Origin of the sequence: Comamonas sp. Z3, from assembly GCF_008121565.1 — a bacterium.
Taxonomy (GTDB): Bacteria; Pseudomonadota; Gammaproteobacteria; order Burkholderiales; family Burkholderiaceae_C; genus Comamonas; species Comamonas brasiliensis.
This window is the reverse complement of record NZ_VOQU01000002.1, coordinates 779558-797033: the sequence shown is the minus strand read 5'-3', so window position 1 is coordinate 797033 and position 17476 is coordinate 779558. Positions and strand designations below refer to the sequence as shown.

The following is a 17476-nucleotide window of genomic DNA, read 5'->3' as shown; positions in this document are numbered from 1 at the left end:
GTCCCAAGTTCAAAAGCTATGGCCGCCGTGCCAGGACAATGACGGCCCGGTCGCGCTGCTGTGTCAAACTTGTCCCCCTTTAGCCCCCGCACTTTTTTGGAGCCCGTCATGAGCGTCTACGAGAAACTCAAAGCACTGAACATCACCCTGCCAGAAGTGGCCATGCCCGCGGCCGCCTACCTGCCCTATATGCAGACCGGCAATCTGGTGTTCCTCAGCGGCCATATCGCCAAGCAGAACGGCCAGCCCTGGGTTGGCAAGCTGGGCGAGAACATGACGACCGAAGAAGGCAAGCAGGCGGCCCGCGCCGTGGCCGTGGATCTGATGGGCACGCTGCAGCATGCCTGCGGCGGCGACCTGAATCGCGTCAAGCGCATCGTCAAGGTCATGAGCCTGGTCAACTCCAGCACCAGCTATACCGAGCAGCATCTGGTCACCAACGGCTGCAGCGAACTGCTGGGCGACGTCTTCGGCGAAGCCGGCAAGCACGCGCGCAGCGCCTTCGGCGTGGCCCAGATTCCCCTGGGTTGCTGCGTGGAAATCGAGCTGATGGCCGAGCTGGGCTAAGACTCTCGCTCATGCACATAAAGTGAGCTAATACCGCTTGCTATTCATAGATTTCAGATACAAAACTATCTGAATTGATTGACTGGCAAGCGCAAGCAGCTCACTTTATCTTTTCAGCGCGATGCTTGCCGCACGCATCCCGACCACTCACGAAAGAGCCCCCATGCCCGGCACGCAGCCCCCCCCGCTGGTTCTCAGCATTCAATCCCATGTCGCCTACGGCCATGTGGGCAACGACGCCGCCATGCTGCCGCTGCAGCTGCTGGGCATAGAGCCCGTGGCCGTGCATACGGTGCAGTTCTCCAACCATACCGGCTACGGCGAGTACAAGGGCCAGGTCTTCACGCCCGCCCATGTACAGGATGTGCTGGACGGCCTGCGCGCCCGCGGCGTGCTGGCGCGCTGCACGGCCGTGCTCTCGGGCTATCTGGGCGATGCCGGCGTGGGCGAAGCCATTCTGGCCGCCGTGCAGGAGGTGCGCGCCGCCCAGCCCGGGGCACACTATCTGTGCGACCCGGTCATGGGCGATGTGGGGCGCGGCCTGTTCGTGCGCCCCGGCATCCCGGACTTTCTGCGCAAGCGCGCGCTGTCCCAGGCCAGCGTCATCACGCCCAACCATTACGAGTTCGAGCTGCTGTGCGGCGGCCCGCTGACCACGGTGCAGGCCGCCACGCAGGCGGCACGCACCATGCTCGCGCAGATGCATGACAGCCAGTCTGCGCTGATCGTCATCACCAGCCTGCGTACCGACGATCTACCAGCCGATCAACTGGCCACACTGGCCGTGACTGCCGACAAGTCCTGGCTGGTACAGACGCCCTATATCGACCTGCACCCCCTGCCCAACGGCATGGGCGATGTGTTCTCGGCCGTGCTGCTGGGCCATCTGATTCAAGGGCGCACCGTGGCCGATGCCGTGTCCCGGGCCGTAAGCACCCTGTATGCCCTGGTCTCGCGCACCGAATCGGGGCAGCGCGACCTGCCCCTGGTCGCCAGCCGCGATCAGATCACGGCAGCGGCGCAAATCTTTGCCGCCGTGCCGGTGATGCGCTGAAGCGGCGCGACCCGATTCACTCCGGGTGCGCCAGCGCCGGCTGGCGCGCGGCGGCAGCCGGCGCTGGCCGGGCCGTCGAGGCAGACCCTCTTGCTACCGATGCAAGAGCAGCCTGGGAATATCCGTGGCTGCTTCTGAGGTCCTCCATGCGGAACATGCTGACCGTCTGCGTCAGATGCTCGGCCTGCTCGCGCAGGCTTTGCGCAGCAGCGGCCGATTCTTCGACCAGGGCCGCGTTCTGCTGCGTCATCTGATCGAGATGGCTGATGGCCTGGTTGACCTGGGTCACGCCTGCACTTTGCTGGACCGAGGCTTCGGTCACCTCTGCAATCATGGTGCTGGCGTTCTGCACCGATTTGACGATATCGTCCATGGATTCGCCCACGCTCTGCACCAAACGGATGCCGTTTTGCACGCGCGCCTCCGAGGTACCGATCAGGGTGCGGATTTCCTTGGCCGCATCGCCGCTGCGCCGGGCCAGGGAACGCACCTCGCTGGCCACCACGGCAAAGCCGCGGCCTTGCTCGCCGGCACGCGCCGCCTCCACCGCCGCATTGAGCGCGAGGATATTGGTCTGGAAGGCAATGCCGTCGATGACACCGATGATGTCGCCAATCTTCTGGCTGCTCTGGCGAATCTCCTCCATGGTCACCACCATCGAGGCCACGACCTCGCCGCCGCGCCGGGCCAGAGCGGCCGCGCCCGATGCCGTGCTGCGTGCCTGCTCTGCGCTGCTGGCGCTGTTCTGGATGGTGCTGGTGAACTCCTCCATGGCTGCGGCGGTTTGCTGCAGATTGCTGGACGTCTGCTCGGTACGCGCCGACAGGTCCTGGTTGCCGACAGCGATCTCGGCACTGGCCGTGGCAATGCTGTCGGCGCTGTGGCGAACCTGGGCCACCATGCCGTTGAGCGCCCGGCACATGTCCTGCTGCGTGCGCAGCAACGCGCCGAATTCGTCATGGCGCTGCACAGTTTCGCCCAGCCGCAGATCGCCGCCGGCAATGCGCTCGGCCATGGCCTGCGCGGCCAACAGCGGCGACTGCATGCTGCGGATCAGAAAGAACGCGCCGACGGCAATGCCCAGTACCACAAGCAGTACAGCCACACCGGCCATCCTCACGGTCGCCATGCGCAGCTCGGCCATCTGCAGCTGGCTGCCGGCAGCAGCTTTTTTCTGCAGCTCGACAAAGGCCTGCAGCGACTGCAAATAGGCCGCAATCGCGGGCTTGAAGCTTTGCTCGGCCAGCGCGAGAGCCCGGGCCGCATCCCCCTGGGCCTTGAGCTGGGCAATCTGCTGGCGCAGCTTCAGCACCTGCTGGCGCGCTGCAGCCACCTGCTCCATCTGGGCCTTGTCCTCGGCAGACACCGCCAGCGCCTGCAGCGACTTTTGCACCGTGGAAATGCGGTCCGAAGTCTCGGCCATCGCGGGCTTGAAGCTCTCCTCCACCGAAGTCTCGCTGCTCAGTGCCAGCGCCAGCGTGCGCACGGCATTGGCTTCGGTCAGGCCCATCCACTCGATCGCCAGCTCGGTGCGTGAGCGCATTTGCTGCGCTGCCTGGTCCGATGCCTGCTGCGTGACCGAGGAGCGGTAGCCCGCAAATGCGATCACTGCAGTCAACACCACCACGATGAGTAACACTGCCGCCCAGAGTTTGTGGGCCATCTTGAGTCGCTGCATAAAACATCCTGCCAACAAAGCTGCAAAGGGCTGCGCGCAGACATTGCCACGCATTGAGACAAAATGTATCGAGGCCGAACCCAGGTCAGCAGCAGGAATTTCCCTTTGTAGCGCGTCGTCTCAAGCCCATGTCTGCGCCGCAGAAAACAAAAAGCCGCCCAGGACCGGCCTGGCGCGGCTTGTCGGCAGGCGGCAGAAGCCGGCTTATTCCACGCGCGTCACCGCCTGGGGCTTGAAGCCCAGGTCTGCGGCCTTGCCCTTGCGACCGCGGTTGCCGCGGGCATTGTTGAGGCTGCGGATCTCCAGCGTCTCGGTACGTGCCTTGCCGCCGCGCCCCACGCCATCCAGGCGAATGCTGCGCGTATAGGCGGCAGCGCCGGCCAGCTGGTCCTTGTCTTCCAGGCTGATCAGCATCAGGCCGCGCCCGCCCTTGGGCATGGCCTTGAGTTCAGCGATCTCGAAGGTCAGAATGCGCCCGCCCACCGAGGCGCAGATCACATGGCTGGCGGGATTGAGCAATCCGGCCCCCTGCTCGCCGCCTTCCACATACTCGGCACGCGCATTCATGGGCACGCCATGCACCACCGAAGGCGCACACAGGGTCTCGCCCTCGCCCAGCGTGACAAACGCCTTGCCGGCCTTCTGGCGCGAGACCATATCGCCCACATTCGCCGTGAAGCCATAGGCGCCCGAGCCCGACAGCAGCAGCTGTGTGCCTTCGCTGCCGGCAAAGTAGTACAGCAGCTGTGTACCGGCTTCGAGTTCGATCATCGTCGTCACGGGCTGGCCGTCGCCGCGTCCGCCCGGCAGGGCCGATACCGGCACCGAGTAGACCCGGCCGTTGCTGCCAAAGGCCAGCAGCTGATCGACCGTGCGGCACTCGAACGTGCCATACAGACTGTCGCCGGCCTTGAAGCTCAGCGTGGCAGCGTCCACACCATGGCCTTGGCGCGTGCGCACCCAGCCTTTTTCGGAAATGATCACGGTCGTGGGTTCATCCACCACCTTGACCTCGGCCACCACCTTTTTCTCCTCGTGGATCAGCGTGCGTCGGGCATCGCCGAAGGTCTTGGCATCGGCTTCGATTTCCTTGCAGATCAGGCGGCGCATGGTCGCTTCGCTGCCCAGGATGTCCTCGAGCTTGCCCTGCTCGCTGCGCAGCTCCTTGAGCTCCTGCTCGATCTTGATGGCCTCCAGGCGCGCCAATTGGCGCAGGCGGATTTCAAGAATGTCCTCGGCCTGACGCTCGGAGAGATTGAAGGCTTCGATCAGGGCCTGCTTGGGTTCATCGCTGGCGCGGATGATGGCAATGACCTTGTCGATATTGAGCAGCACGGCCTGACGGCCTTCGAGGATGTGGATGCGATCGAGCACCTTTTCCAGCCGATGCTGGCTGCGTCGCGTCACGGTCTGGAAGCGGAAGGCAATCCATTCCTCCAGCATCTGGCGCAGCGATTTCTGCACCGGGCGGCCATCGAGGCCGATGCTGGTCAGGTTGATCGAGCTCGAAGACTCCAGGCTGGTGTGGGCCAGCAGCGCCGTGATCAGCTCAGACTGCGGAATCTTGCCGGTCTTGGGTTCGAACACGATGCGCACCGGCGCATCCTTGCTCGATTCGTCGCGCACGCAGTCCAGCACGGCCAGCATGCTGGCCTTGAGCTGGGTCTGCTCCTGGCTCAGCGCCTTCTTGCCGGTCTTGACCTTGGGATTGGTGATGTCCTCGATCTCTTCGAGCACCTTCTGGGCCGACACGCCGGGCGGCAGCTCGGTCACCACCAGCTGCCACTGGCCACGTGCCAGCTCTTCGATCTTCCAGCGCGCGCGCACCTTGAGACTGCCGCGGCCCGTGCGGTAGGCATCGGCGATATCGCTGCTGGACGAAATGATCTGGCCGCCGCCCGGATAGTCGGGGCCAGGAATCAGCGCCAGCAGCTCTTCCTCGGGCAGCTGCGGCTTCTTGATCAAGGCCACGCAGGCCGCCGCCACTTCGGGCAGATTGTGGCTGGGGATTTCCGTTGCCAGACCCACGGCAATGCCGCTGGCGCCATTGAGCAGCGAGAACGGCAGGCGGGCCGGGAGCTGCTTGGGCTCCTGGGTGCTGCCGTCGTAGTTGGGCACAAAGTCCACCGTGCCCATATCGATTTCGTCAAGCAGCAGGCCGGTGATCTTGGACAGGCGCGCCTCGGTGTAACGCATGGCCGCAGCGCCGTCGCCGTCGCGGCTGCCGAAGTTGCCCTGGCCGTCGACCAGCGGGTAGCGCTGGTTGAAGTCCTGCGCCATGCGCACCAGTGCGTCATAGGCCGACTGGTCGCCGTGCGGGTGAAAGCGGCCCAGCACGTCGCCGACGACTCGGGCGCTCTTGACCGGCTTGGCCGCCGTATTGCCGTTCGGGCCGCTATAGCTCAGGCCCATGCGCTCCATGGCATAGAGAATGCGGCGCTGCACGGGCTTGAGGCCATCGCTGACATCCGGCAGGGCACGTCCCTTGACCACCGATAAAGCGTATTCGAGATAGGCGCGCTGTGCGTATTGACCCAGGTCCAGTGCATCGCCAGCGGCTTGTTGAGACAAATCCAGTGTGGTTTGATCGCTCATGAATTCTTTGTGATTTTCCAAATTGCGCCGATCCGGCGACTCAAGGTATTTGCGCGTCCGCGGCCGCAGGGGCCGCGCCCGGCAGAGTCATGCGTATGCGGGAGCCGCCGCGGCCAGCCGAGCCGGCCGCAGCCAGCCGGCCGCTCAGGGGCCTGGCTGCCTGCAGCTGCTCGTAAATGCCCGTGACGGCCTTGACGTAATTCATTGTTTCTTTGTAGGGCGGAATCGCCTTGCCAAACTTCTGCACCGCACCTTCGCCCGCGTTATAGGCGGCCAGCACCAGATCGAGCCGGCCCGGGAACAAGTCCATCAGATAGCTCAGATAGCGCGCGCCGGCAGGCACGTTCACGGCCGGGTCGACCAGCTGCTGCTGCAGGCTGCGCTTTTTGCTGGCCGCCACGCCAAAGCGCTCGGCCGTGGCTGGCATCAGCTGCATCAGACCGACAGCGCCCTTGGGTGAGACTGCCTGGGCATCAAAGCCGGACTCCACGGCGATCACGGCCTTGATCAGGTCATAGTCCACGCCGGTTCTCTGGGCCGCCTTCTGCAGATGCGGCCTCACGCTCTTGTAGCGCGGCGAGACCTCGAAAAAGCTCTGCATGCGCGTGCGGGCGTTGAGCCCCTCGGCCGCTGAATCCGGCTTCAGCTGCAGACCCGGCTGGCTGCTGTCGTAGAGCTCGCCCCTGAAGAACAGCTTGTAGCGTTCGTCCAGCGCCTCGGCCGCAAAGTGCGTGACGCCGAATTCGTCGACATAGGCCCAGAGATCGGCATGCGCCGCCGGCGCCAGGGCCAGCCAGCCCGAGCCCGCCAGCAGGGCAGCTGCCACCGCACGTCGCAAACGCACAGACGCGAACCCGCCGCGCGCAGGCAGCTGGCTGGGTGAGGCATCGAACATGGGCTTGTGCATGGCTGGCTCCATCGACCGCTAGTGACCGCTAGTGCAGGCGTTGCAACGCCCTCCTAGATATCGACCTCCACGGCATCGCCATGCAGCTCCATCAGCTCGCGGCGGGCGGCGGCTTCGCCCTTGCCCATGAGCTTGGTGACCACGGCTTCCGACTGTGCAAAGTCCATGTTCATGAACTGCACCGGCAGCAGACGACGCGTATCGGGGTTCAGCGTGGTTTCCCACAGCTGTTCGGCATTCATCTCGCCCAGGCCCTTGAAACGGCTGACCTGGCATTTCTCGCGCGGCACGCCGTCCTTGGCGCATTTTTCAATGATGGCATCCAGCTCGCCCGCATCGAGCGCATAGACCTTGATGGCGGGCTTCTTGCCGCGCGCCGGCACGTCCACACGGAACAGCGGCGGCAGTGCCACATGGATGTGACCGGCCTCGATGAGCTTGGGGAAATGCTTGAAGAACAGCGTCAGCAGCAGCACCTGGATGTGCGAGCCGTCCACGTCCGCATCCGAGAGAATGCAGATCTTGCCGTAGCGCAGGCCGGACAGGTCGGGCTCGTCATTGGGGCCATGCGGGTCCACGCCGATCGCCACCGAGATATCGTGGATTTCGTTGTTGGCGAACAGCCGGTCGCGGTCCACCTCCCAGGTGTTGAGCACCTTGCCACGCAGCGGCAGGATGGCCTGGGTCTCCTTGTCGCGGCCCATCTTGGCGCTGCCGCCGGCAGAGTCGCCCTCGACCAGAAACACCTCGTTGACGGCTATGTCCTTGCTCTCGCAATCGGTCAGCTTGCCGGGCAGCACGGCCACGCCGCTGCCCTTGCGCTTTTCCACCTTCTGGCCGGCCTTCTGGCGGGTCTGGGCAGCCTTGATGGCGATCTCGGCCAGCTTCTTGCCCCAGTCCACATGCTCGTTGAGCCATAGCTCCAGCGCCGGGCGCACAAAGCCCGAGACCAGACGCACGGCATCGCGCGAGTTCAGGCGCTCCTTGATCTGGCCCTGGAACTGCGGGTCCAGCACCTTGGCATTGAGCACATAGCTGGCGCGCGCAAAAACGTCGTCAGGCATGAGCTTGACGCCCTTGGGCAGCAGCGAGTGCATGTCGATGAAGGCCTTGACGGCCTGGAACAGGCCGTCGCGCAGGCCGCTGTCATGCGTGCCGCCCGCCGTGGTGGGAATCAGGTTGACATAGCTTTCGCGCAGCGGCGCGCCGTCTTCGGTGAAGGCCACGCACCAGGCAGCGCCCTCGCCTTCGGCAAAGCTGTCGTTGTTCTTGTCGGCAAAGCCCTCGCCTTCGAACAGGGGGATGACGGGCTCGCCATGCAGGCTCTGCGCCAGATAGTCGCGCAAACCGCCCTTGAACTGCCAGCTCTGGGTGTCACGCGATTTTTCGTTGATCAGCGAAACGGCCACGCCGGGCATGAGCACGGCCTTGCTGCGCAGCAGATGCACCAGCTCGCCCATGGGCAGTGCCGAGGATTCGAAGTATTTGGCATCGGGCCAGGCACGTACCGTCGTGCCCTGCTTGCGCTCCCCGGCCTGCAGAGGGCGCACCTTGAGCGGCTCGATCACATCGCCGCCCGAGAACACCAGCGTGGCCACCTGGCCGTCGCGGTGCACCTGCACCTCCAGACGCGTGGCCAGCGCATTCGTCACCGATACGCCCACGCCGTGCAGACCGCCCGAGAAGCTGTAGGCGCCGCCATTGCCCTTGTCGAACTTGCCGCCCGCATGCAAGCGCGTGAAGACCAGCTCCACCACGGGCGCCTTCTCCTCGGGATGCAGACCGAAGGGAATGCCGCGGCCGTCGTCCTCCACGCTGTAGGAGCCGTCGGCGTGTATGGTGAACTTGATTTTCTTGCCATAGCCGGCAAGCGCCTCGTCGGCCGCGTTGTCGATCACCTCCTGCAGGATGTGCAGGGGGTTGTCGGTGCGCGTATACATGCCGGGACGCTGTTTGACAGGCTCAAGACCCTTGAGAACGCGGATCGAGCCTTCGGAATATTCGTTGGACGGTTTGACTGCCATGGGGGCGGATTGTAGTGGCCTCTGCGGATGAGAGCTGGATAAATTCACAGTTGTTTACTCCCAATACTCTTGCACAAAGCCCGAACATCTGTCTTGGCAACGTGTTTTCGACGCATCTTGCCCGCTGCGACAACGCTCAAAAAGATAGCTTTCACCGCATGCCATTCAATAGTTTCAGATAGATATCAATCAGTTTTTATTGCAATCCTTGCGCAAGGCGCTCACTTTTTATTGGTCGCGACTTGCTGCACGCCCGCAGGGCCCGGCGCCGCTCCCGCATTCTGGCAGGCCGCACTGCCACGCATGTGACGAGCTGTGCAGGCGCAAAACAGCAGGTTTGGTTACAGTGGTGTGCTGACCGCACCCCAGGCCTTTTTTCGCACGCACGGCATGACAACAAAGACAACTCCAGCCCCCATGTCCATGGCGCAGATTCTTCTGTGCGGTGGCGCCATCGTCACGCTCTCCATGGGCATACGCCACGGCTTCGGCCTCTGGCTGCAGCCCATCACCCAGGACATGGGCTGGACGCGCGAAAACTTTTCCCTGGCCATTGCCGTGCAGAACCTGTCCTGGGGCATCCTGGGCATCTTCGTCGGCATGCTGGCCGACCGCATCGGTGCCTTCAAGGTGCTGATCGGCGGCTCCATCCTCTATGCCCTGGGTCTGGTCGGCATGGCGCTGTCCCCCAGCTCCACGGTGTTCCTGCTGACCGCCGGCGTGCTGATCGGCGCGGCCCAGGCCGGCACCACCTATGCCGTGATCTACGGCGTGCTGGGCCGGCAGATTCCCGTGGCGCGGCGCAGCTGGGCCATGGGCGTGGCCGCGGCGGCAGGCTCGTTCGGCCAGTTCTTCATGGTGCCGGTGGAAGGCAAGCTGATCGCTCAGTTCGGCTGGTCCAATGCCTTGCTGATACTGGCGCTGTTCGCGCTGCTGATTGCCGCCCTGGCCTTCGGCCTGCGCGAGCCGGGCTTTGGCGGCAGCACGCCCATCAAGCGCGAGCAGACCGTGGGCCAGGCACTCAGGGAGGCCTGGACCTACCCCAGCTTTCTGCTGCTGATGGCGGGCTACTTTGTCTGCGGCTTCCAGGTCATGTTCATCGGCGTGCACATGCCCAGCTATCTGAAGGACTTCGGCATGGCGCCCCATGTGGCCAGCTATTCGCTGGCCCTGGTAGGCCTGTTCAATATCTTCGGCACCTATCTGGCCGGCAATCTGGGCCAGAAGCTGCCCAAGCGCTATCTGCTATCGGGCATCTACGGTCTGCGCTCGGTGGCCACCGTGGCCTTTTTGCTGGCGCCGCTATCGCCCTGGTCGGTCTATGCCTTCTGCGCCGCCATGGGCTTTCTGTGGCTGTCCACCGTGCCGCTGACCAATGCCACCATCGCCCAGATCTTCGGCGTGCAGCATCTGTCCATGCTGGGCGGCTTTGTCTTCTTCAGCCACCAGATCGGGAGTTTCCTGGGCGTATGGCTGGGCGGCTATCTCTACGATATCAACGGCAACTACGACATGGTTTGGTACATCTCGATTGCCCTTGGCATTTTTGCCGCCGTCGTCAACCTGCCCGTGCGCGAGGCTGCCATTGTGCGCCGCACACCCAGTGCCGCCTGATACCGGAGACAGGCCCATGCAGCTCAAACTCTGGCAACGCATCTCCATCTGGTGTGCCGTGCTCGTGCTGCTGCTGGCGGTGTTTGCCCTGTATCTGCAACCGGAATTCATGCTCACACTGGCAGACCAGGTCTGGGCCTGCTTCTGAGCTCTTGGGCAAGCCGCCCGGGCGGCATGGCCGGGAGAGAGCATGGCTCGCATCATCATCACCGGTGCCTCGGACGGCATAGGCGCCGAAATGGCCCGCCAGCTGGCACAAACCCATCAGAGCCGGCTGCAGCTGACGCTGGCCGCGCGCAATGCCGGCAATCTGCAGGCCGTGGCAGAACAATGCCGGGCTCTGGGGGCACAGGTGCTGGAAGTGCCCACCGATGTGAGCGAAGAGGCCCAGTGCCGCGCGCTGATCAACGCCGCCGTGCACCAGTTCGGCGGGCTGGACGTCCTGATCAACAACGCCGGGGTCTCGGCCCATGCGCTGTTCGAACAGGTCAGCGCGCAAGACCTGGGCTGGTATGAGAGGTTGATGCGCATCAACCTCTGGGGCAGCGTCTGGTGCAGCCATGCGGCGCTGCCGCACCTCAAGGCCAGCCACGGCTCCATCGTCGCCGTGTCTTCGCTGGCCGGTCTGATAGGCGTGCCGGGCCGCACGGCCTACAGCGCCAGCAAGTTCGCCATGGCCGGCTTCTTCGAAGCCCTGCGCATCGAGCTCAAACCCGCCGGCGTGAGCGTGACCACCGCCTACCCCGGCGTGGTGGATACGCGCATCCGCTACCACGGCTACAACGCCAGAGGCGAAGCCGCAGGCGTCAGCGGCCTCAAGGAAGACGGCGCGATGACGGTGGCCGAATGCGCGCGCCTCATCCTCGACGGCCTGAAGCGCCGTCAGCGCGAGGTGGTGATGACAGGCAAGGGCAAGCTGGGCCGCTTCATCAAGCTGATCGCCCCGGGCATGGTGGAAGACATGGCCCTGGCCGCGCTCAAGGACGATGTAAAGCCGCACTGAGCCGACGCGAGGCTGCTGAGGTGGAGGCAGGCCATGCAGAAACAGGGCTGCGGGCACTGCTATAGTTTTCGCAAGATGACCAGCCACACCCCGCCTCCCTCAGCCGACGCCATTCCTGCGATTTCCGCCAGCCACTGCGCGCCGGCGCCCTCCGCCTGGATTGTCCGCTTTGCCCATCTGGTACGCCCGCAGGGCTCGGTGCTGGATCTGGCCTGCGGCATGGGCCGCCATACCCGTTTCTTCTCGGCCCTGGATCACACGCTGACCAGCGTGGACAAGGCGCCGGAGGCGACCCGGTGCGTGGCGGATATCGCCGAGACGATTACCGCCGACATCGAGAACAACGCCTGGCCTCTGACGGGCCGCAGCTTTGATGGCGTGGTCGTCACCAACTATCTGTGGCGTCCGCTGTGGACGCTGATTCTGGACAGCGTCAAGCCCGGCGGCGTCCTGATCTACGAAACCTTTGCCCAGGGCAACGAGGCCTATGGCAAGCCCTCGCGCCCGGACTTCCTGCTGGCTCCCTGCGAGCTGCTGCAGGTCTGCGCCGGCTGGAACATCGTCGCCTACGAGCATGGTCTGCTTGGCCAGCCCGCGCGCGTGGTGCAGCGCATCGCCGCCTTCCGACCCGATGGAGCGGCCGTACCAGCCGCACTGCTGCAAGCCTGACGCCCTTCTTCCGCCCCCCGATCTGCCCGACTGCCATGCCCGCCTACGCCCTGCTGCTTGCCCACGACGAACGCCCCGGCCCGGAGACCGACTGGCCCGCAGAGCCCGGCGGCAGCTGCGACGGCTGGGCCGAATGGTTCAGCAGCACGCCGCTGCTGTTCAGCGTGCTGCTCGGCGATGCACGGCATCTGCCCGAGCTGGTGCCCTGCAGCGCCTATCAGGACAAGCAAAGCCTCTCGGCCCTGGCCGCGCCCATGGTCCAGGTCAGGGCGCGCTGGCAATGGCTCAGGAGCGTGATGGAGCCACTGCCCGCGCATTGGCCCGGTTCCATGCAAAAGCAATGGCAGCAAATCGATCACGCCATCAGCACCAGCACGCGCCAATGGCTGTTGCTGGACTGCGCCACGCTATGCCCACATGACTTTGACGAAGCCGAGTTCACGGCCTTTTTGCAGACCCAGCGCGAGCGATGCCGCCAATGGAACTGCAGCGGCGACGAGCTGGCGGACTCACTGCTGGCCTTGAAGCAGGCACCGCAGTCCCATCTGGGGTGGTGGAGCGACGCGGTCATCGCCCGCACCGAGGTCATCGAGCAGGAAAGCGAAGAAGACTGGCCCGCCTGGCTGGCCGATCACTACGAGCTGCGCCACCACGGCGCCTGGGACGAAGCCACCGAAAGCTATTACGTCATGCCCAGGCTGCACCCGCGCAGCGGCCTGGAGCCGCAAAACGACGCCGAGCGCGACCACTGGCCCGTGGGCATGGTCACGCCATATGGTCGCTGGCTGCAGCGCCCCGTGGAAGGCGCGAGCATGGCTTTTGTCTCTGGCGGCCATCTGAGCGTGCACTATCCCGAGACCACGCCGGGCGAAGGCGCGAGATCCGGCATCAAGGATTTGAACGGCATCTGGCAGGTAGCGCCCTCCCTGGGCTATCGCGACGCCTATGCCGTCACGCCCCAGGTCATGGCCTGCCGATCACCCGGGCAGGAAAACATGCAGGACCTGCGCAGCCTGCCCGGCCTCGCGCTACTGCACCAAGGGCTCAGCAGCATCGACTACAACGAGGAACAGGACGAATTCATCCGTGCCGAAAAAGGCCCGTACGGCCACTCGCGCCAGCTGCTGCTCAAGGCCGATGGCCTGCCGCTGTTCGATGCCAGCCGCTACTGGCATGTCAACGATTTCAACGCCAAGAGCGGCCTGGCCGTTGCCTGCATTCGTGCGCCCTCTGTCAGCGACCAGGGCGAGCAGGAGTTCCGCGTGCTCGAAGGCGTGATCGACATCCGCGGCCAGGAAATCATTCCCTGCCAGTTCAAGACCATAGAGCGCGGCTTCAGCCACTCGCCCCCCAAGGTGTTTCCCGGCCGCAAGCTGCTGGCCATCACCGAAAAAGGCGAGCCGCGCATCTTCAGCACCCAGGGCAAGCTGGTGGCTGCCCCTGATATCTGGTGCCCGCCGCTGAACTACAGCCCGAAGAAAAATGAACTGCTGAGCTTTATGGGCGAGGGTCCGCAGGCCGAACTGGTCCTGTTCTCCATCCAGGATTTCAGCATCACCCGCACCGGGGAAACCTGGGAGGACTACCGCAATGCACTGCGCGGCATGTTCAAGGGCCAGGCGGGCGAGGTCACGACCATGACCCGCGCGCAGCTGATAGAGGCCGAAGACGAAGCCTGGATGCAGGATCTATCGCGCATTCTCTGTCTGAACGACGAGAGCCAGGCCGCACAGCTGCTGCAGCAGTGGCGCGACTGTGTGGCGGCGCCTGATCCTGACGACATGGGCTGGGACGAAGATGAGGAGATCGATCCCGATGTCATGCACCTGCCCGCAGGCGAGAACGCGTTGACCCTGTACTGGGTGCATCTGCTGGCCATCGGCAGCCAGTTTGCCCGCTTTGACTGGAAGGACGCCGACAGCATTGCCGGCACCCACTGGCTGCCCGGCACCGATGACTGGCAGTGGGACTCACCAGCCGATGGCGTGGAATCAGGTCTGGAGAACATGGCCGAACATCTGGCGGACCGCCAGCTGGCCTTGATCAAGCTGGCCACCGATGACGACAGCCTGCGCGTGACCGTGGTGCGCGCGGCAGATGCAGAGGACTTCATGCAGCGGCTGGCGCAGGCCCATATCAGCGCCTCGAACTACGGCACGCACTGATAACGGCAACGGCTCCCAGCCGCGCTCTCCGGCCTTGCCTGGGGGCGGCCGGCTGCAGCACAGTCAGCAGCGGCAAACCCGTGCAATAGCCTGCATGCCGTCTAAAACAGACCCGACTTCAACAAACAATATGACGCACAAATTTTAAATATTTCGTCATTTCGTCATTTATCAACAACACTTCGACAAAAACAGAGTTTTGCTAGACACTGTTGACAGCAAACCACTGCCTGCACCCTGTCCCTGTTTGTAGAATTCATTTTTACCGTTTTCTGATTGCGGATATGACATCACCCTCCGTTGCTCTCACTGGCAGCATTGTTGCCCTCATTACGCCCATGCTCGAAGACGGTAGCGTCGACTACCCGTCGCTGCGCAAACTCATCGACTGGCATGTGGCCGAAGGCACCAACTGCATCGGTGTGGTCGGCACCACCGGTGAATCGCCCACCGTGAATGTCGAGGAGCACTGCGAAATCATCCGCGTCGCCGTGGAACAGGCCGCCGGCCGTGTCTCCATCATGGCTGGCTGCGGCGCCAACAGCACGCACGAAGCCATCGAGCTGGCCAGGTACGCCAAGAAGGTGGGTGCAGACAGCCAGCTGCAGGTCGTTCCCTACTACAACAAGCCCACGCAGGAAGGCCAGTACCAGCACTTCAAGGCCATCGCCGAAGCCACTGGCGACCTGCCCGTGGTTCTGTACAACGTGCCCGGTCGCTCGGTCGCCGACATGCAGCATGACACCGTGCTGCGTCTGGCCCGGATCCCCGGCATCATCGGCATCAAGGAAGCCACCGGCAACATCGAGCGTGCACAGTGGCTGATCCGCGATGTGCCCGCCGGCTTCGGCGTCTACTCCGGTGACGACCCCACCGCCGTGGCACTGATGCTGTGCGGCGGCCACGGCAATATCAGCGTGACGGCCAACGTCGCCCCCCGTCTGATGAGCGAGCTGTGCAAGGCCGCCATGGCCGGCGATACCAAGCGCGCCATGGAAATCCAGTTCAAGCTCATGCCCCTGCACAAGAGCCTGTTTGTGGAAGCCAATCCCATTCCCGTGAAATGGGCAGCCGCCCGCATGGGTTTGTGCGGACCCGCCATGCGCCTGCCCATGACGCAGCTGAGCGAGCAATGCGAAGCAGTTGTTGAGGATGCTCTGCGTAAAGTTGGCGTACTCTGATCGAGTTGCGCTAAGCTAGCGGTTTTTCGCACATAGCTTGAACGCTACCCAAGGACAATCCGCGTGAAACAACAAACAGCACGTTTGAGCCTGCTCAGCATCGCGCTGGGCCTGTCTGCCTGCACGACCACGTTCCAAGAGACCAAGATCGACTACAAGAGCGCGGGCAAGAATCAAGCTCCCTCTCTCGAAGTTCCTCCGGATCTGACGCAGCTGTCGCAAGACTCGCGCTATACCGTCCCTGGTGGCGTGGTATCCGCTGCTGCCATGCAGGCCAATGCCCAGGCAGCCAAGCCGACCGACAACAACACCGCGGCCAACAAGATTGGCGACGTCCGCATCGAGCGTGACGGCGCCGAGCACTGGCTGGTGGTGGATCGCGGAGCCGACAAGCTCTGGGAGCCGACTCGCGATTTCTGGCTGGAAAACGGCTTCATCTATGCGATGGAAGACCGCCAGCTGGGCATTCTCGAGACTGACTGGGCCGAAAACCGCGCCAAGCTGCCTCAGGACATCATCCGCAGAAGCCTGGGCAAGGTGTTCGACTCGCTCTACTCCACCAGCGAGCGCGACAAGTTCCGCACCCGCCTGGAGCGCGAACCCGATGGCAAGACCCGCATCTATGTCACCCACCGTGGCATGCAGGAGGTCTATACCAGCGAGCGCAAGGACAACACCATCTGGCAACCGCGTCCTCGCGACCCCGAACTGGAGACCGAGTTCCTGCGCCGCATCATGGTCAAGCTGGGCGTGAGCGAAGAGCAGGCCTCTGCCGTCGCCAAGGCCGACAGGTCTGCGGCCACCACCTCGACCAGCGCACGCATGGACACCGTCAACGGTGTGCCCACACTGCAGCTGGAAGAAGGCTTTGAGCGCGCATGGCGCCGCGTTGGCGTGGCACTGGACCGCACCGGCTTCACCGTGGAAGACCGCGACCGCAGCCGTGGCCTCTACTATGTGCGCTACGTGGACCCCAATGCCAAGCAGGAGTCCAAGGGCTTCTTCAGCAAGATCTTCAGCCAGGGCAAGGAAGCCGCTGCGCCTCAGAAGTACCAGATCCAGGTCAAGGGCGATGGCAACAAGTCCCAGGTCAGCGTGCTCAATGAGCAGGGCCAGCCCGACAGCAGCGCCAACGGCCAGCGCATCGTGCGCATCATCACCGATGATCTGAAGTAAAGAGCTCTGCTCCCATGCAAAAGCCACCAGGCTCGGCCCTGGTGGCTTTTTTCATGTCCGAGCGAATCGAGCAACTCCGGCTTGAGGCCCTCATGCTCATGACGCCGGAATCCGTTGAGATGCGAGTGCAAGACAAGTGCAAGTGCAGACCTTGTGTGGCGACACGCATACACAGCTCAAGAATCCGCTGCAAAATCCAGACGCAAAAAAACCGCACCTGAGTGCGGTTTTTTCATGCCCGAGGCCTGGGCCTCAAGCTGGCTGGTGCAGCGAATTACTTGGCAGCAGGAGCTTCAGCGGCGGGAGCAGCAGGAGCGTCAGCGGCAGGAGCAGCAGGAGCGTCAGCGGCGGGGGCAGCAGGAGCGTCAGCGGCAGGAGCAGCAGCGTCAGCGGCGGGAGCAGCAGGAGCTTCAGCAGCAGGAGCGGGAGCAGCAGGAGCTTCCACAGCAGGAGCGGGAGCAGCAGGAGCTTCTTCCTTCTTGCCGCAAGCAGCCAGAGCAGCAGCAGCGATCACGGTAGCCAGAATCAGAGAGTTCTTCATGACGATTTCCTAAATGGTAGGTTCAGCAGACGGTATGCAGATTGCCATTACGGTCAGCCTTTTGCAGCTATTGATCGCTATGGCAGATCAGGTCAAACGATAAATTCGACTCAGACCGCATTATAGGTAGTTTTGCCCATTGCTGACTGATACTGACAGCAACTAAACAATTCTGCACAAATCGGTGCGTTCTCATTTACCGGGCAAGCCCACGCTTGCCTTGAGTCACACTGTGGAGCATAAATTTCTTCCTGTCAAATCCCTGACAGAGCTTTGACGAAGATTTACATAATCTATACAAA

General features: G+C 63.5%; 14 protein-coding genes. 9 read left to right on the top strand and 5 right to left on the bottom strand.

Going from position 1 to position 17476, the window contains the following annotated elements; genetic code table 11:
- Window positions 1–108: 108 nt before the first annotated feature.
- Together FSY59_RS08300 and pdxY are read left to right on the top strand one after the other, a co-directional pair.
- On the top strand, window positions 109–567 hold the full coding sequence (locus tag FSY59_RS08300; protein ID WP_003057658.1) for a RidA family protein: 459 nt from the start codon (window positions 109–111) through the stop codon (window positions 565–567).
- 163 nt (window positions 568–730) lie between these two features.
- The gene (pdxY, locus tag FSY59_RS08295) at window positions 731–1621 is read left to right on the top strand and encodes a pyridoxal kinase PdxY (protein ID WP_029158710.1); all 891 of its coding nucleotides are present in this window, start codon (window positions 731–733) and stop codon (window positions 1619–1621) included.
- A gap of 16 nt (window positions 1622–1637) precedes the next feature.
- Here pdxY and FSY59_RS08290 read toward each other — a convergent pair whose 3' ends face one another.
- From FSY59_RS08290 to FSY59_RS08275, 4 genes are all read right to left on the bottom strand, one after another.
- Complete coding sequence (locus FSY59_RS08290; protein WP_003057663.1) at window positions 1638–3299, bottom strand: methyl-accepting chemotaxis protein; 1662 nt, start codon at window positions 3297–3299, stop codon at window positions 1638–1640.
- A gap of 204 nt (window positions 3300–3503) precedes the next feature.
- On the bottom strand, window positions 3504–5894 hold the full coding sequence (gene parC, locus FSY59_RS08285; RefSeq protein WP_003057665.1) for a DNA topoisomerase IV subunit A: 2391 nt from the start codon (window positions 5892–5894) through the stop codon (window positions 3504–3506).
- A 40-nt stretch (window positions 5895–5934) separates the two neighbouring features.
- Window positions 5935–6801 carry a lytic transglycosylase domain-containing protein gene (locus FSY59_RS08280; protein WP_148728778.1) on the bottom strand — a complete coding sequence of 289 codons (867 nt, stop codon included), beginning with the start codon at window positions 6799–6801 and terminating at the stop codon, window positions 5935–5937.
- 53 nt (window positions 6802–6854) lie between these two features.
- A complete protein-coding gene (locus FSY59_RS08275) occupies window positions 6855–8825 on the bottom strand; it encodes a DNA topoisomerase IV subunit B (RefSeq protein ID WP_019043739.1) in 1971 nt (656 codons plus the stop codon).
- Between the two features lie 417 nt (window positions 8826–9242).
- Here FSY59_RS08275 and FSY59_RS08270 point away from each other — a divergent pair, with 417 nt between their 5' ends.
- From FSY59_RS08270 to bamC, 7 genes are all read left to right on the top strand, one after another.
- The gene (locus FSY59_RS08270; protein ID WP_003057671.1) at window positions 9243–10439 is read left to right on the top strand and encodes an MFS transporter; all 1197 of its coding nucleotides are present in this window, start codon (window positions 9243–9245) and stop codon (window positions 10437–10439) included.
- A 16-nt stretch (window positions 10440–10455) separates the two neighbouring features.
- Window positions 10456–10587, top strand: a complete 132-nt coding sequence (locus FSY59_RS27660) for a hypothetical protein (protein WP_003057673.1) — start codon at window positions 10456–10458, stop codon at window positions 10585–10587.
- A gap of 42 nt (window positions 10588–10629) precedes the next feature.
- Window positions 10630–11442: an SDR family oxidoreductase gene (locus tag FSY59_RS08265; protein WP_019043740.1), complete on the top strand. Its 813-nt coding sequence runs from the start codon at window positions 10630–10632 to the stop codon at window positions 11440–11442.
- A gap of 33 nt (window positions 11443–11475) precedes the next feature.
- Window positions 11476–12111: a bifunctional 2-polyprenyl-6-hydroxyphenol methylase/3-demethylubiquinol 3-O-methyltransferase UbiG gene (locus FSY59_RS08260; RefSeq protein ID WP_148728777.1), complete on the top strand. Its 636-nt coding sequence runs from the start codon at window positions 11476–11478 to the stop codon at window positions 12109–12111.
- Window positions 12112–12146: 35 nt separating this feature from the next.
- Window positions 12147–14276 (top strand): hypothetical protein, encoded by a 2130-nt coding sequence (locus FSY59_RS08255; RefSeq protein WP_148728776.1) that lies wholly within the window; start codon window positions 12147–12149, stop codon window positions 14274–14276.
- A 284-nt stretch (window positions 14277–14560) separates the two neighbouring features.
- Window positions 14561–15457, top strand: coding sequence for a 4-hydroxy-tetrahydrodipicolinate synthase (dapA, locus tag FSY59_RS08250; RefSeq protein WP_003057677.1), 897 nt, complete (start codon window positions 14561–14563; stop codon window positions 15455–15457).
- Between the two features lie 63 nt (window positions 15458–15520).
- Window positions 15521–16633 carry an outer membrane protein assembly factor BamC gene (bamC, locus tag FSY59_RS08245; RefSeq protein WP_003057678.1) on the top strand — a complete coding sequence of 371 codons (1113 nt, stop codon included), beginning with the start codon at window positions 15521–15523 and terminating at the stop codon, window positions 16631–16633.
- 274 nt (window positions 16634–16907) lie between these two features.
- Here bamC and FSY59_RS08240 read toward each other — a convergent pair whose 3' ends face one another.
- Window positions 16908–17174, bottom strand: a complete 267-nt coding sequence (locus FSY59_RS08240) for a hypothetical protein (RefSeq protein ID WP_034359978.1) — start codon at window positions 17172–17174, stop codon at window positions 16908–16910.
- Window positions 17175–17476: the final 302 nt, after the last annotated feature.

Bases quoted from the DNA above. Each gene is read 5' to 3' on its own strand.
- parC (WP_003057665.1), bottom strand. From the start codon at position 5,894: ATGAGCGATCAAACCACACTGGATTTGTCTCAACAAGCCGCTGGCGAT.
- FSY59_RS08240 (WP_034359978.1), bottom strand. From the start codon at position 17,174: ATGAAGAACTCTCTGATTCTGGCTACCGTGATCGCTGCTGCTGCTCTG.
- FSY59_RS08270 (WP_003057671.1), top strand. From the start codon at position 9,243: ATGTCCATGGCGCAGATTCTTCTGTGCGGTGGCGCCATCGTCACGCTC.
- FSY59_RS08290 (WP_003057663.1), bottom strand. From the start codon at position 3,299: ATGCAGCGACTCAAGATGGCCCACAAACTCTGGGCGGCAGTGTTACTC.
- FSY59_RS08275 (WP_019043739.1), bottom strand. From the start codon at position 8,825: ATGGCAGTCAAACCGTCCAACGAATATTCCGAAGGCTCGATCCGCGTT.
- FSY59_RS08300 (WP_003057658.1), top strand. From the start codon at position 109: ATGAGCGTCTACGAGAAACTCAAAGCACTGAACATCACCCTGCCAGAA.
- FSY59_RS08280 (WP_148728778.1), bottom strand. From the start codon at position 6,801: ATGCACAAGCCCATGTTCGATGCCTCACCCAGCCAGCTGCCTGCGCGC.
- FSY59_RS08260 (WP_148728777.1), top strand. From the start codon at position 11,476: ATGCAGAAACAGGGCTGCGGGCACTGCTATAGTTTTCGCAAGATGACC.
- pdxY (WP_029158710.1), top strand. From the start codon at position 731: ATGCCCGGCACGCAGCCCCCCCCGCTGGTTCTCAGCATTCAATCCCAT.
- FSY59_RS27660 (WP_003057673.1), top strand. From the start codon at position 10,456: ATGCAGCTCAAACTCTGGCAACGCATCTCCATCTGGTGTGCCGTGCTC.
- dapA (WP_003057677.1), top strand. From the start codon at position 14,561: ATGACATCACCCTCCGTTGCTCTCACTGGCAGCATTGTTGCCCTCATT.
- FSY59_RS08265 (WP_019043740.1), top strand. From the start codon at position 10,630: ATGGCTCGCATCATCATCACCGGTGCCTCGGACGGCATAGGCGCCGAA.
- FSY59_RS08255 (WP_148728776.1), top strand. From the start codon at position 12,147: ATGCCCGCCTACGCCCTGCTGCTTGCCCACGACGAACGCCCCGGCCCG.